This window comes from Bradyrhizobium sp. 172 (genome assembly GCF_023101065.1).
Taxonomy (GTDB): domain Bacteria; phylum Pseudomonadota; class Alphaproteobacteria; order Rhizobiales; family Xanthobacteraceae; genus Bradyrhizobium; species Bradyrhizobium canariense_D.
This window is the reverse complement of sequence record NZ_CP064701.1, coordinates 3974249-3988324: the sequence shown is the minus strand read 5'-3', so window position 1 is coordinate 3988324 and position 14076 is coordinate 3974249. Positions and strand designations below refer to the sequence as shown.

The 14076-nt window shown below is 63.3% G+C and carries 17 protein-coding genes; 12 read left to right on the top strand and 5 right to left on the bottom strand.

All coding sequences use genetic code 11. From position 1 onward, the window contains the following. Positions 1–68 precede the first annotated feature (68 nt). The 3 genes from glk to IVB07_RS19300 all read left to right on the top strand — a co-directional run bounded on the left by glk (position 69) and on the right by IVB07_RS19300 (position 1694). On the top strand, positions 69–1040 hold the full coding sequence (glk, locus tag IVB07_RS19310) for a glucokinase (protein WP_018457895.1): 972 nt from the start codon (positions 69–71) through the stop codon (positions 1038–1040). A 143-nt stretch (positions 1041–1183) separates the two neighbouring features. Further along, a complete protein-coding gene (locus IVB07_RS19305; protein ID WP_018457896.1) occupies positions 1184–1387 on the top strand; it encodes a hypothetical protein in 204 nt (67 codons plus the stop codon). 142 nt (positions 1388–1529) lie between these two features. After that, on the top strand, positions 1530–1694 hold the full coding sequence (locus IVB07_RS19300) for a hypothetical protein (RefSeq protein ID WP_162847220.1): 165 nt from the start codon (positions 1530–1532) through the stop codon (positions 1692–1694). Positions 1695–1756: 62 nt separating this feature from the next. Here IVB07_RS19300 and IVB07_RS19295 read toward each other — a convergent pair whose 3' ends face one another. Both IVB07_RS19295 and IVB07_RS19290 read right to left on the bottom strand, forming a co-directional pair. After that, positions 1757–2134 (bottom strand): response regulator, encoded by a 378-nt coding sequence (locus IVB07_RS19295; RefSeq protein ID WP_026233459.1) that lies wholly within the window; start codon positions 2132–2134, stop codon positions 1757–1759. Between the two features lie 111 nt (positions 2135–2245). Beyond that, positions 2246–3037 carry a Spy/CpxP family protein refolding chaperone gene (locus tag IVB07_RS19290; protein WP_018457899.1) on the bottom strand — a complete coding sequence of 264 codons (792 nt, stop codon included), beginning with the start codon at positions 3035–3037 and terminating at the stop codon, positions 2246–2248. Positions 3038–3520: 483 nt separating this feature from the next. Between IVB07_RS19290 and IVB07_RS19285 the strand changes: the two genes are divergently transcribed. From IVB07_RS19285 to IVB07_RS19260, 6 genes are all read left to right on the top strand, one after another. Further along, positions 3521–4861 carry an extracellular solute-binding protein gene (locus tag IVB07_RS19285; RefSeq protein ID WP_026233460.1) on the top strand — a complete coding sequence of 447 codons (1341 nt, stop codon included), beginning with the start codon at positions 3521–3523 and terminating at the stop codon, positions 4859–4861. 147 nt (positions 4862–5008) lie between these two features. After that, positions 5009–5947, top strand: coding sequence for a sugar ABC transporter permease (locus IVB07_RS19280; RefSeq protein ID WP_007590928.1), 939 nt, complete (start codon positions 5009–5011; stop codon positions 5945–5947). Continuing rightward, the gene (locus tag IVB07_RS19275; protein WP_018457902.1) at positions 5947–6858 is read left to right on the top strand and encodes a carbohydrate ABC transporter permease; all 912 of its coding nucleotides are present in this window, start codon (positions 5947–5949) and stop codon (positions 6856–6858) included. The genes IVB07_RS19280 and IVB07_RS19275 overlap by 1 nt, the downstream gene beginning before the upstream one ends. A gap of 6 nt (positions 6859–6864) precedes the next feature. Next, positions 6865–7965 carry a sn-glycerol-3-phosphate ABC transporter ATP-binding protein UgpC gene (gene ugpC, locus IVB07_RS19270; RefSeq protein ID WP_018457903.1) on the top strand — a complete coding sequence of 367 codons (1101 nt, stop codon included), beginning with the start codon at positions 6865–6867 and terminating at the stop codon, positions 7963–7965. Between the two features lie 33 nt (positions 7966–7998). Beyond that, entirely contained in the window at positions 7999–8988 is a 990-nt protein-coding gene (locus IVB07_RS19265; protein ID WP_018457904.1) for a hydroxyacid dehydrogenase, read from the top strand. 184 nt (positions 8989–9172) lie between these two features. Continuing rightward, positions 9173–9670 carry a hypothetical protein gene (locus IVB07_RS19260; RefSeq protein WP_026233461.1) on the top strand — a complete coding sequence of 166 codons (498 nt, stop codon included), beginning with the start codon at positions 9173–9175 and terminating at the stop codon, positions 9668–9670. Between the two features lie 33 nt (positions 9671–9703). Here IVB07_RS19260 and IVB07_RS19255 read toward each other — a convergent pair whose 3' ends face one another. After that, positions 9704–10201 (bottom strand): DUF1993 domain-containing protein, encoded by a 498-nt coding sequence (locus IVB07_RS19255; RefSeq protein ID WP_018457906.1) that lies wholly within the window; start codon positions 10199–10201, stop codon positions 9704–9706. Between the two features lie 138 nt (positions 10202–10339). On the opposite strand from IVB07_RS19255, the gene IVB07_RS19250 reads away from it, so the two are divergent. The 3 genes from IVB07_RS19250 to IVB07_RS19240 all read left to right on the top strand — a co-directional run bounded on the left by IVB07_RS19250 (position 10340) and on the right by IVB07_RS19240 (position 12686). Beyond that, complete coding sequence (locus IVB07_RS19250; protein WP_018457907.1) at positions 10340–11122, top strand: transporter substrate-binding domain-containing protein; 783 nt, start codon at positions 10340–10342, stop codon at positions 11120–11122. A 172-nt stretch (positions 11123–11294) separates the two neighbouring features. Then, positions 11295–12158 carry a DUF2147 domain-containing protein gene (locus IVB07_RS19245; RefSeq protein ID WP_018457908.1) on the top strand — a complete coding sequence of 288 codons (864 nt, stop codon included), beginning with the start codon at positions 11295–11297 and terminating at the stop codon, positions 12156–12158. A gap of 177 nt (positions 12159–12335) precedes the next feature. Beyond that, on the top strand, positions 12336–12686 hold the full coding sequence (locus tag IVB07_RS19240) for a hypothetical protein (protein ID WP_007590916.1): 351 nt from the start codon (positions 12336–12338) through the stop codon (positions 12684–12686). A gap of 143 nt (positions 12687–12829) precedes the next feature. On the opposite strand, the gene IVB07_RS19235 is transcribed toward IVB07_RS19240, so the two are convergent. After that, positions 12830–13234 carry a cupin domain-containing protein gene (locus IVB07_RS19235; protein ID WP_018457909.1) on the bottom strand — a complete coding sequence of 135 codons (405 nt, stop codon included), beginning with the start codon at positions 13232–13234 and terminating at the stop codon, positions 12830–12832. Positions 13235–13259: 25 nt separating this feature from the next. Then, positions 13260–13958: a ribonuclease activity regulator RraA gene (locus IVB07_RS19230; RefSeq protein WP_018457910.1), complete on the bottom strand. Its 699-nt coding sequence runs from the start codon at positions 13956–13958 to the stop codon at positions 13260–13262. Positions 13959–14076 lie beyond the last annotated feature (118 nt).

The window sequence follows — 14076 nt, the reverse complement described above, 5'->3', positions numbered from 1 at the left end:
GTCTTGCGATCGGATAGAGCGGAGGAAGCGGTTCCCGCAGCCGGAAAGGCTGCGGCAGCCATACGCACATGACCATCGGCAAGACAGGACAGATTCTTCTCGCCGATATCGGCGGCACCAATGCGCGCTTCGCGCTCAGTCAGGGCGATCAGACCGGACCGATCGACTACGTCAAAGTGGCAGACTTCCCGACCGTCCGGGAAGCCATTGCCGATGTTCTCGCGCGTCGCTGCCACGGCCAACCGCCCCCAAGGGCCGTGCTGGCCGTCGCAGGACCGGTGACCAACAACCGCTGCGTCATGACCAACAGCCCATGGGTCATCGACGGCAACGAGCTTCAGCCGGCCCTCGGCTTCGACAGCGTCCATGTTCTTAACGATTTCGAGGTGGTGGCCTGGTCCCTGCCCGCCCTGCAGCCCGCCGACCTGATCCCGCTCGGCGGACAGGATGGCCTTCCCGGAGAGCCGTTGCTGGTGGTTGGCCCTGGAACCGGCTTTGGCGTGTCCTGCCTGGTCGAGCGCCACGGCTCACGGCTGGCCGTCGTCACCGAGGCAGGCCACGCGACCCTGCCGGCGGAGGACGAGCGCGAGGAACGCGTGATCGCGTGCATGCGCCGACGCCTCGGCCATGTCTCCATCGAGCGTGGCGCGTTGTCCGGTTCGGGCCTGCAAAGCCTGTACGAGGCGCTGGCCGAGGTGGAAGGCGCTCAGGTGCCGCATCGCGATGCTGCCGCCATCACGAAGGCCGCCCTGGAAGGCAGTTGCGAGCTCAGCCGCAAGACGCTGGAGATGTTTTGCGCCATCCTCGGCTCGGTCGCGGGCAATCTCGCGGTGACCTTCGGCGCACGCGGCGGCGTTTATATCGCCGGCGGAATCGTGCCGCGCTTTCCTGACTTCCTCGCAGCCTCCGCATTCCGGGCGCGCTTCGAAGCCAAGGGACGCTTCCAGGACTATCTGCGCGACATCCCGACCAGACTGGTCACGAAACCTGATGCGAGTTTCCTCGGCCTGACGATGTTCGCGGAGCACAACCAGCCTTAAACGGCGCGCGCCTCCGTCCGCGGGTTCCAGTCATGCACAGCTGATTGCGCGGCACGCGCGCGCGACGCGGGATCGTGCTTGCGCGCACGTCCCGGATGAGAAACAATCCTAGCTTGTGCGTGGCGTAGTTGCGGGGGCGTGACATGCGTAAGCAGGATCTGGGTTTCGACTATCACCGCTATCACCGCCTGCTGCTCGAGGCGGACGACGAGGGCAAGCGGCTGGCCCTGATCGAGCTCTTGATCGAGGAAAAGGCGCGTGACCGCCTCGCAGCCCAGCGCGCTTCGGACCGCGCCGCCATGACGGCCCACACCATCGCCACGGTGCTGAAGAACGGGCGCCACTGAAACGCGTGATCGCACTCCAGTGCCCGAAAATGCGGTATCGATTGCGATTTCGTTAACGATCCCTCGAAAGCTCGCGTCAAACTTTTTGCTCTAGGAGTTCCCCACCTGATCCAATTCAGGGGCAACAAAGGGGGGAATGAACATGAGCATGATTTCGATCGCCGCGATGCCGGCCACCAGCGAAACGCGTTTGGCCGATTCTTCGTTTTCTTCGTTCAAGACCATCTTGCTGTTTTGCTGCACGGGCCTGGTCGCCTCGTTCGGCCTGATGGCGCGCGGCATCGATCTCGGCGCCGGCCTGATGTGAAGCCGCGACGAATTCCGTCGCGAAATGGCCGCCCCTGATGGGCGGCCATTTTCATTTTGGTCTCAGTTCGGCGTCTTCGCTGCCGCTTCCGGAAACATCGAATCGATCATCGCCTTGAGCTGATCGATCGAAATCGGCTTGCGCAGGATCGGCCGGCGCCTGAGCAAGGACGGCAGCAGCTCCGGACCGTAGCCCGTGGCGAACAAAAACGGCTTCCCGCGACGCTCGATCAGATCGGCGACCGGATCGACGTAGAGGCCCTTGAGATTGATGTCGAGGATCGCAAGATCGTACTGCGCGGTCATGGCGAAAGCGCTGGCGTCCCGAACATTATCCGCTTCCGCGATGACGTGGTGGCCGAGTTCCTCCACCATGTCCGTCATCATCATCCGGATCAACGTCTCGTCTTCGACCAGGAAAACGGAGAGTCCGTCCGCCATATCAACCCCGCCCATCAGCTTCCCAAGCTAATCATAACCGAATTGCGAAGAGCATTCACGAATTCGTGGCGGGGTCCGTTAATTCGACGCGCCCGATCCGATTCCACTTGATCAATCCAATCCTCGTTCGTGGCTGAGCCGCACCATCTCCTGCACGAACACCTGCTTTTGTTTGTCATCGAGGCTCGAATAGAGGGGCTCGGCGGCGTCGGCGACATTGCGCTGGTCGGCAGCGCGGTCGATCAGGAATTGGGCCTCGTTGCGCATCTGCTCGACGATGTCGTCGGGAGGATCCCGCTTGGCGCGCGCAACCCGCAGGTTGAGCCGCTCGGCACCGTTATGCCCGAGGTAGTGCATGGCGCTCGAGAAACCGTACCAGTGCTTCTCCTGCTCGGGCGTGAGGTTCAGCTCGGTCTTGATCCGCTCGATATAGGAGTCGCTGTTGGTGACGATCTGGTCGGCGGTCAATTGCGGCGCGCCGGTCTGGGTGAGGACCGTGACATCCTTGTCCTGCGGCGCGTTCTTCGCCTCCTTGCTCGCCTTGGCGCCCTTGCCCGCCTTGGCGCTCTTGGCATCTTTGTCCTTGCCGGCGCCCTGCTTGGCGTCCTTGGCCGCATCCTTGCTTGCATCCTTGCTCGGATCTCTGGCGGCAGGCGCCTGATTGCCATTATTGCCAACGCCGAGCACGCCGGTGAACACACCGACCACACCGCCGATCGCGCCGCCGAGCACACCGCCGACCGGACCCGCCGCCTTGTTCCCGGCCGCCGCTCCTTCCTGAACCCCTTTGACCAGGCCTTGAGCATTCGCCACCGCGGCTGCGCCGAGCAGCAACACGAAAACGGACCCCAGCGCGAACCATCGTCGCAGGTAAAGCCGCGCGGGCGGCGCCGGGTTGATCATTCTGGTCTCCATCTCGATCTGATTAGGCTCTTGGGGATGAGAACCACCCGCCAGCTGCAACTCTATCGTTTTCACCGCTTCGAGGTCTAGGCGCCGACAAATGCTATCCACGCCCGAAAAGTGTTTGCCGCGAGGTGCTTATGCAGGCTCCTTGGAAACTGCGGCGTAATTGCGCACATGTCGGTCGGGCGCGCCAGCGCCAAGTGTGCGTCGCAAAACAACCGGCCGTGGTTCATGGTCCGCGCATGAGGTCGAGGGCGCTGCCGCGTTCCCGGACACAACGTTAGTTCTAGGCGCAAGCCGTTCGGTTTTCTCGACAGACGCAATCAATCATGATCTGATCGCGCTACCAATTTGCCTTCGAAGCCGACGGCATCAACAAGAAACGTCGAACAAGAAACTTTCGAAAAGAAAATCAAAAGCAGAACTCGGAAGAGTTCAGAGGAACGCCAGAACAATAAAACACCCAAGCGAGGAAACGAGATGTCACGCAAGACACTGACGCGACGTCAATTTGTGGCTGCCACTGCAATGTCCTCCGCGGCGCTGATCACGGCGCCCTATGTCCGAGGCGCTTACGCCGCCGGCAAGCTCTCGATCGGCTTCTGGGACCACTGGGTGCCCGGCGCCAACGATGCCTCCACCGCGCTCGTCAAGGAATGGGGCGAGAAGGAGAAGGTCGAAGTCTCGATCGACTACATCACCAGCAACAACAAGAAGATCGAGCTGACGGCAGCGGCCGAAGCCCAGGCCAAGTCCGGTCACGACATTCTCCAGATGCCGAGCTGGTGGCCGCACGCCTATTCCGAGAATCTCGAACCGCTCAACGACGTCATGGAGCCGCTCATCAAGCAGAACGGCGAGGTGAACGACACCGTCAAATATCTCGGGCGGTCGGGCGGCAAATGGCTCGCAGTGCCCGCGACGCCGGGAAGCCAGATCAAGGGCCCCTGCTCCCGCATAGATCTCATGAAGAAACACGCCGGCATCGACGTGCAGGAGATGTATCCAGTCGGCGCTCCGCCAAAAGCAGACAACTGGACCATGGAGACGTTCCTGAAGGCGGCCGAGGCCTGCCACAAGGCCGGCTTCCCCTTCGGCATCGGTCTCGGCGAGACCACCGACAGCGTCGACACCGCCGGCGCGATCTTCCAGTCGTTCGGCGCCGAGCTCGTCAACGCCAAGGGCGATATCACCGTCAAGACCGATGCAGTGCGGCAGGCGCTCGAATTCTACAAGAAGCTGATCGCCGTCCTGCCCACCGACGCGCCGTCCTGGGACGATGCCTCCAACAACAAATGGCTGATCTCGGGCCGCGGGGCGATGATCCTGAATCCGCCGAGTGCCTGGGCGGTCGCCAAGCGCGACGCACCGCAAGTCGCCGAACAGTGCTGGACGCACGGCTTCCCGTCCGGTCCGAAGGGACGTTTTGCGCCCTTCCTGCCGTACTTCTGGGGCGTCTGGGCCTTTGGCAAAAACAAGGAAGCGGCCAAGAGCTTGCTTGTTCACCTGTCCTCGCCGGCGGCGATCGAGAAGTTCGTCGCGGCGAGCGGCGGGTACGATCTGCCGGCCTACGCGAACATGACGAAGTTCAAGACCTGGGCCGAGGAAGGGCCGCCGAAGGGCACGCTCTTCCACTATCCGGATCCCTACAAGCAGCAGACGATGTCGATCGCCGCGTCTCCGGCGCCGCCGAAGATCGCCCAGCAGATCTACTTCCAGGCGACGCTGACCAAGATGGCGCTGCGCTTTGCGCAAGGAGAGAAGTTGGAAACCGCGCTCGCCTGGGCCGAAGGCGAGTGCGAAGGCTTCATGCGAACCTGAGCCGGGTATGTGCCATGGCGGTTCACGCTTCGCGCGTGAGCCGCCGAGGCACACTCGCTCGATCCGCTTGCCGAATGAAGCCGACGGCTGCGCCGGCTTCGCCGTCCTACATGTCCTGCTACGTGTCCTGCAAAAGAGGCTAACGTCATGGCCGATGTCGTCGTTGAGCAAGGCCGTCCCGCTCGAGCTGCGAGCCCGCGCAAACGGGCGAGCCTGCGCAATGCAATGGGACGGAAATCGACCGTCGCGTTCTTCCTGACGCTGCCGCTGATCCTCCTGATCGCCCTGCTCGTGCTCTATCCCGCCTTCTATTCGGTCTACCTGGCGACGCTGAACAAGGCGATGACGAAGTTCGTCGGTCTCAGCAACTTCACCTTCCTGTTCAAGCGCGAAACGTTCTGGATGGTGGTGAGACAGTCCTGCATTTTTGCGATTACCGCCGTGGTCTTCAAGGCGCTGATCGGCTTCATCGTCGCGCATTTCGTCCACAACATTCCCGGCAAGAAGCAACGTAAATGGCGCGGCATGCTGCTGGTGCCTTGGGTGATCCCACCGGCGATGAGCACGCTGGCATGGCTGTGGCTGTTCGATCCCTCCTACAGCGCCTTCAACTATACGCTGTCGTTCTTCGGCATCGGTCCGATCCCGTGGCTCGGTGACACCTTCTGGGCGCGTTTCTCCGTCATCCTCGTCAACGTCTGGTACGGCGCGCCGTTCTTCCTGATCATGTACCTGGCCGCCTTGAAATCCGTACCCGACCAGCTCTACGAAGCCGCAGCGATCGACGGCGCCAATTGGTGGCAGAAGATCTGGCACATCACCCTGCCGATGATGCGCAACATCATCGCCATCACCACGCTGTTCTCGCTGATCGTCACTTTCGCCAATTTCGACATCGTGCGCATCCTCACCTCCGGCGGTCCGCTGGACCGGACGCATTTGTTCGCCACCTGGGCGTTCCAGGTCGGCATCCAGAGCAGCGACATTCCGCTCGGCGCCTGCGTCTCGCTGTTCATGGTGCCGATCCTCGCCGTCGCAGCGGTCTTCATCCTGCGCGATGTCAACAAACGTGGGAACGAAGCCTGATGAGCACGCTCGCAATCGACAAGGCCGGACCGACACGCAAGGTCAAGCTTCGAAGCATGAGCCGCGACCGCACCTGGGCGCTGCGCTGGTCCTACTTTTTCCTGGTGCTGTTTGCGATCTTCTTCCTGATCCCGCCGATCTACATGCTGATCACCTCGCTCAAGAGCAGCGCGGAGATCTCGGCCGCCACCAATCCGTGGTGGGTATTTCATCCGACGCTGTCGAACTATGTGGAGCTATTGACCTCGAACCAGTTCCTGCGATTCTTCTGGAATTCGTCGATGATCTCGATCGTGGTCGTGATCGTGACGATGCTGATCAGCATTCCGGCGGCGTTTGCATTGGCGCGGATGAAGTTCTGGGGCTCGGCGACGCTCGCGACCGGGGTCTTTCTCACCTATCTGATCCCGGACAGCCTCCTGTTCATTCCCTTGTTCAAGATGCTCGCGGTGGTCCAGGACGTCACCGGCATCACCCTTCTCAACCGCTGGTACGTGCTGGTGTTCATCTATCCGACGCTGACCGTGCCGTTCTGCACCTGGATCATGATCGGTTATTTCGCCTCGATCCCGAAGGAGCTGGACGAGGCGGCTCTCATCGACGGCGCCTCCTGGCTCCAGACCCTGACGCGGATTTTCATTCCGGTTGCCCTCCCTGGCCTGATCGCAGCGACCATCTTCGCCTTCACCGTGTCCTGGGCGCAGTTCCTCTATCCGCTGGTGTTCACGACATCCATCGACCAGCTCGTGCTGCCGGTCGGCATCACCACCACGCTGATCAAGGGCGACGTCTTCAACTGGGGGCAGATCATGACCGGCGCGCTGCTTGGCGCTGCCCCGCCGCTGGTCATCTACGCCTTCCTGATGGACTATTACATTGCCGGCCTGACCGCCGGCGCGACAAAGGGTTGATGTCTTATGGCTGAGGTTGCGTTGCGGAAGGTGGTCAAGCGGTACGACGACGTCGAGGCGGTGCGCGGCATCGATCTCGACATCTCAGACCATGAGTTCATCGTGCTCGTCGGCCCCTCCGGCTGCGGCAAGTCGACGACCTTGCGGATGATCGCGGGACTCGAGGACATCACCGACGGCGACATCATGATCGGCGGGGACGTCGTCAACGACGTGCCGCCGAAGGATCGCGACATCGCGATGGTGTTCCAGAACTACGCGCTCTACCCGCATATGACGGTCGCGGAGAACATGTCGTTCGGGCTGCGGCTCAAGCACTATCCCAAGGCCGAGATCAAGGCGCGGGTGACGGAAGCCGCCCGCCTCCTCGACATCACCGACCTGATCGACCGCAAGCCGAAGCAGCTCTCCGGCGGCCAGCGCCAGCGCGTCGCCATGGGGCGGGCCATCGTGCGCAACCCAAAGGTCTTCCTGTTCGACGAACCGCTGTCCAATCTCGACGCCAAGCTGCGCGTGCAGATGCGGATCGAGATCAAGAAGGTGCACCAGAAAGTGCGCACCACGACGGTCTACGTCACCCACGACCAGGTCGAGGCGATGACGCTGGCTGATCGCGTCGTGGTGATGAACAAGGGTCGGATCGAGCAGATCGGCACCCCGAACGAGCTCTACCACAAGCCGGCGACGCGCTTCGTCGCGGGCTTCATTGGCTCGCCGGCGATGAACTTCATTCCGTGCCGTCTCGAGGACGTTGGCGGCAAGCTCAACGTCCGCCTGACGGATCGCATCTCATTCCCGTTGCCGCCGGCCCGCGCCGCCCGTTACAGCGCGCTGCCCCGATCTGAAAACCTGTTGCTCGGCATCCGTCCCGAACATCTCACGGAATCGCATGCGCATCTCGAGCCGGGTGTCGAGACCTTCGACACCGTGCTTGATGTCACCGAGCCGATGGGAATGGAGACGCTGGTCTATTTCGGACTGGAAGGCACGCCCGTCTGCGGCCGTGTCGATCCCAATGCGGGCGCCAAGGACGGAGCACCCATACGTTTGGCGATGGACCTCAACAATATGCACCTGCTAAACGAGGCGACCGGCGCCGTCTTGTGACGGCCGGCCAAGAAACTCGCGCAGGTAGGGACGATGTCGACCAACAAGAAGAAAATCTTTGTCACGCAAACTTTGTCGCAAGGGGCGCGCGCCCTCCTCACCCAGCGAGATGATATCGAGCTCATCGAGTTTCCGAACCTGATCTCCGCCAGGGATTTCGAGGCCTTGCTGAAGAGCCACGCGCCGGTCCATGGCGTGGCGCTCGGCGCCACCGCTTTCGGCGAGACCGAGCTCGAAGCCTCGAAGGACATGAAGGTGGTGACCCGGATCGGCGTCGGTTACGACGCCGTCGACGTCCCCGCCCTCTCCCGCCGCAAGGTGCCGCTGATGGTCGCCGGCAGCGCGAACTCGCCCTCGGTCGCCGAACAGGCGCTGTTCATGATGCTGACACTGGCAAAACGCGCGCAGGAGATGCACGCCTGCGTGAAAGACGGCAAATGGGCGGACCGTCTCGGCATGCTGCCGTTCGATCTCTACGGCAAGACCGTCCTCATCATCGGCTTCGGCCGCATCGGCACCCGCACCGCCAAGCGCTGCCTGGCGATGGACATGAATGTGCAGGTCTATGATCCCTACAAGGCAGCCGCAGAGATCAAGGCAGCAGGCTGCGAGCCGGTCGCCGACCTCGATGCCGCGCTGCCTCACGCCGATTTCGTCACCATCCACTGCCCGAAGACGCCGGAGACCGTCGGCCTGTTCGATGCGGCGCGGATCGGCCGGATGAAGCCGAAATCCTACCTCATCAACACCGCACGCGGCGGCATCGTGAAGGAAGCGGCGCTGTACGACGCGCTGGTCTCGGGCAAGCTCGCCGGTGCCGGCATCGACGTGTTCGAGGTCGAGCCGCCGCCGGTCAGCAACGCGCTGTTCGCGCTGCCCAACGTCATCATGGCTCCCCACGTCGCCGGCGTCACGGTCGAGGCGGTGAGCCGGATGAGCGAGCAGACCGCGCGCAACATCCTGAGTGTGCTGGACGGCGATCCCATTCGGCAGAACATCATCAATCAGGATGTCCTGGGCTGAGCGCATCTCTGGGCTAGGCGGTTCTCCTGGGCGGGCGGCTGCCCCCGCCTTCGGAACGCCAGAATGAGTCCCATTTTGGTGCAGATCGAGCCCTCACTCAGCCTTAATCAAACCCGCGTAATAGGTCCGGCCGCGGCGGCAGTGGGACAGACTTGCCAGCCGCGTCGAGCTGGAGGATGGACCCTTGTCAGAGATCGACCCGACCGACCACGCGTTGGCGACCATCGCCAGCATCCTGGAGCACCCTGAACCCGTCCTCGTCGTGCGCGAAACCGAGACCGTGCGCGAGACCGAGACCGTCACCGTGACCGAAATGGTGGTTGCTGGTGAGCATGGGGTCGCGGACGAGCCCCCGATGGTCGACGAGCATCCGGTGGTCGAGGAGCAGCCGCTGGTGCCGGAGCACGCCGACGCCGACGGCTACAGCAAGGTCGGCCCCGGGCCGATGGTGGCGATCCGTCTGAAATGGACGGTCCATCGCGGCGATGACGGCCAGTTCTACGTCCACGAGACCATCGGCGAGCAGTCCGTGCCCGTGGTCAGCGGCCCGATGACCGGCGAAGCCGCGGTGCATTTCGTCGACGCGCATGAGGACGAGGCGCATCGGCGCTTCGAAGAGCTGCGCAGCGAGATCGCCGGCCGCAGTTCGCTCGCCGATTACGAGCGCAAGGGCGAAGCCTAGCGCGCTCTCGCGCGAAGTGGATGCCGGTTCGGCTTATCGTCGTCCGAGATAATCCTTCTTCACGAGCTCGACGCCTGCGTGCCGCAACAGGTCGTAGGCGGTCGTGACGTGAAAGAAGAACTGCGGAACGCTGAAGGTCAGCAGCAGCGTCCGCCCGGTGAAGGGCAACTCGGTCCCGTTCTTCAGCCTGAAGAAGACATTCCGCTCCGCCGCAGCATTGATCTCTGCGCGCGGCAGGCTTTCGATGAACTCGATTGACGTCGCGATGCGGGCCTGGAGCCCGGCCATGTCGTGCTCCAGCACCGGCAGCGCCACCGGCTCGCGGTCGGCGAGCAAGGCCGCGGCGACCGTGGCGTGGCGACAGGCCTCGCCGATCTGTTGCGCCAGATCGTACATGTCGGGCGCCATGCGCATGCCGAGCAGGACGGCCGGGTTGAACTTCCGGGCCTCGGCATAGGCAACGCCCTTGTCGAGCAGTGCGGAGAGGTTGCGCAGATACGGCACGAAGAGTCCGACCGAGGCGTCATACATTGAGATCGTCACTTCAAAATTCCCTTCAATTCCGCCTCGCCAGAGACGGGCATCTGGTCTAAATCCAGGCCTCAAGACAGGCCTCGAGAGCTGCACAATGACAGCTTGGACATGGGTGGAAAAGAGATGATCGTTCGAATGACCATTCGAATTCTGGCGACTTTGGCCGTGGTCCTGCTGGCAAACCTTTCGGCCCACGCACAGCAGACGGCGCCGTCCCGCCTCGACGAGATAGTCAAGCGCGGCACTTTGCGCGTCGGCATGACCGGCGACTACAAGCCCTTCACCTATCTCGACAAGACGACGCAGCAATTCAGTGGCTTCGATGTCGACATGGCGGAGGCACTCGGCAAGGCGCTCGGCGTCAAGGTCGAATTCGTGCCGACGGCCTGGCCGAAGCTGATGAAGGATTTCGAGGCCGATCAGTTCGACATCGCCATGGGCGGCGTCTCGGTCACGCTCGACCGGCAGAAGAAGGGCTTCTTCTCCACGCCGATCATGCGCGAGGGCAAGACGCCGATCGCGCGCTGTGCCGATGTCGGCAAATACCAGAGCATCACCGACATCGACAAGAAGGGCACCCGCGTGATCGTCAATCCCGGCGGCACCAACGAGCGCTTCGCGCGTGCCAACATCAAGGACGCCGACATCACCGTCTTCCCGGACAATACCGTGATCTTCGACGAGATCGCCAAGGGCAATGCCGACCTGATGATGACCGACGCCTCGGAGACGCGCTACCAGCAGAAGCAGCATCAAGGCGTGCTCTGCGCGGTGCATCCCGACAAGCCGTTCGATTTTTCCGAGAAGGCCTATTGGCTCCAGCGCGACATGGCGCTGAAGGCCTTCGTCGATCAATGGCTGCATATTTCGATGCAGGACGGCAGCTACAAGAAGATCTACGCCGCCTGGTTCGATTAGGGCCGCGTCCTCCTGTCGCTTGTGCCGGCCAAACTTTGGACCGGCTCCGGTGTTATTGAACCCGAAACGCAGAAGCCACGACTCATACGGTGACAGTGATCTAGATCACTTTTTGCGATCGAACCGGGGCGTAAGCGTCGGTGCGGGGACCACCTGTTTCAGGAGATGCGAAATGAGGAAGCTGTTGGCCACGGCCGCATTCCTTTTGGCGAGCACCGCTGCGCAGGCGCAGTACACCTTCGACTATGGCGGGCGCACCATCCGCATTGATCCCGACCGCGGCACGGTGCAGATCCCCGGCGTCTACGACAACACCGGCCAAGGCAAGGCGAAGAAAGCCAAGAACGATGCCAAGGGGGCTCCCAAAGCGGACCCGCAGGCACCGCAACAGGCCAAGGCTGATCCGCAGCCGCCTGCCGATCCGGCGCCGGCCCCAACACCTGTCACGGCGCCGCCGGCGGCCGAGCAGGCCCCTGTCCAAGCTCCCGTCCAAGCCCCCGTGGCCGTGGCGCCTCCTGCCCCGCCAGCGCCTCCGGCCACCACGGCTAACAAGGCTCCGGCCGAAGAGGCGCTTGTGCCGCCGCCTCAGCCGACCCCAAGTGCTGCCCCGACGGTGGGAGTCGCGCCGCCGGCGCCATCTCCGCCTCCTGTCCCGGCGCCTGCTCCCGTTCAGTCGGCCGCCGTCGCGCCGCCGGCTCCCGCAACCGCGGCCACGCGCGACCTCAATTCACCGCTCGGCGTCTGGCTCACCGAGGAGAAGGAAGGCAAGGTCCGCATCGAGCAATGCGGCAGCAATCTCTGCGGCTACTCGGTCGATTCGAAATCGAACCAGAATGGCGAGCAGGTTCTGATCAACATGAAGCCCGGCAAGGACCAGAACAAGGACCCAAAATGGTCCGGCCGGATCCTCGATCCGAACTCCGGCTCGACCTACGATTCAACCATCGCGCTGAAGGGCACCGATCGCCTGCGCGTGCAGGGCTGCGCCTTCGGCGGCATGTTCTGCGGCGGCCAGACCTGGACGCGGGTGAACTGACTTCCCGCGACACTCTGACCGAGACAAAGGGCCCGCAATGCGGGCCCTTTTGCTTTTACCCCTCGCTTTCCGGGATGTGCGCGACATCACAGAGCCCGTCGCGCGCGTGACAGCCCTCACATCGCCGGTTCCGCGTCCGTGACACGATCCCCGCATAATCAACCCTAGGGGCGTGTCATGAACGGATTTCGCAAGGCTCTCTTCGCCACAATCATAGTCATCGCGTTGCCGGCCGCGCAGGCCAGCGCCAGCACATTCGACGGCGCATGGAATGTCCGCATCTCGTCATCGAGCGAGACCTGCGGCAACGGCTCGACCGTCGCCATCGGCATCAACAACGGTCAGATCGCCTCGAGCAGCGCAATGGTGACGGCGTCGGGCCGCGTCGCGGATGCCGGCAGCATCAATGTCACCTTGAGCACCGGCATCAAGCGCGCCGTCGGCTTCGGCCGCCTCAGCGGCACCTCCGGCTCCGGCACGTGGCGCGGCAGCATGTGCACGGGAACGTGGACCGCCGAGCGGATGTAAGGTGTCGTGCCCCGGACAAGCAGCGACGAGAAGCGTTGCTGCGCAGAGCCGGGACTCAGCAGTCCTGATGCCGTCAAAAGTTTTGGGCCCCGGATCGGCGACGCATCGCCGCGGGGCGATGCGTCTTGTCCGGGGCACGAGAGCTAGCCCAACGCGGCCCCATACTCCGCGTCGCTCACCGGCTCCAGCCACGTCGAATAGACGCCGTCGAGCGCTTCTTGCATGGCGATATGGCACATGCCGTTGGTCGGCGATCCGCCGTGCCAGTGCACCTCACCCGGCGGAATCCAGACGGTGTCGCCGGGACGGATCTCCCTGACGGGCCCGCCTTTGGTCTGAACGCGGCCGACACCGGAGATGACGTAGAGGGTCTGCCCGAGCGGATGATGATGCCAGTTGGTGCGTGCGCCAGGCTCGAACGAGACACGCGAGCAGTTCAGCCGTGCCGGCGCGGGCGCCATGATCACCGGGTCCTGCCAGACGGTGCCGGTGAAATTTTCCTTGGGCGCGCGGCGGGTCAGCCGCGTGCCTGCAACAGTGATCTCCATTGGGATTACCTCGCTTCTTTCCCGATTACTTCTTGCTTGCTGCGTAGCGCGCCTTGGTCTCGGCGTTCATGGGATAGAGGCCCGGGAGCACCGCGCCATTGTTCACCTCGTTGACGATCCAGGCTTCCATCCGCTCCTGCTCGACACCCTCGTTGAGCACTTGTTCGAGCATCGCCTGCGGGATCAGCACGCAGCCGTCCTGGTCGGCAACAACGATGTCGTTCGGGAACACCGCAACGCCGCCGCAGCCGATCGGCTCGCCCCAGCCGACGAAGGTCAGACCGGCGACTGACGGCGGCGCGGCATAGCCGTCGCACCAGACCGGCAGGTTGGTGCCGAGCACGCCCTCGACGTCACGCACGACACCGTCGGTGACGAGTGCGGTGACGCCGCGCTTCATCATGCGCGCGCATAGGATGTCGCCAAAGATGCCGGCGTCGGTGATGCCCATGGCGTCGACCACGGCGATGCAGCCCTCCGGCATTGCCTCGATCGCGGTGCGGGTCGAGATCGGCGACGACCATGACTCCGGCGTCGCCAGATCCTCCCGCGCCGGCACGAAGCGCAGCGTGAAGGCCGGTCCCACCAGGCGCGGCAGACCCGGACGCAGCGGACGCGCGCCGCGCATCCAGATGTTGCGCAGGCCCTTCTTCAGCAGGACCGTGGTGATGGTGGCAGTGGTGATGCCGGCGAGGGTCTTGCGGGCTTCGGGGGACAGCGACATGGAAACAGACGAGCTCCGGATGGGCGGGAAAGAACGCGCATCTTGCGGGGTGCGGGCCTTGCGTCAAGGGCCAACAAGCTACCAATCATGCAGGGCCGCAGCGCTGTTATGCGTCGCG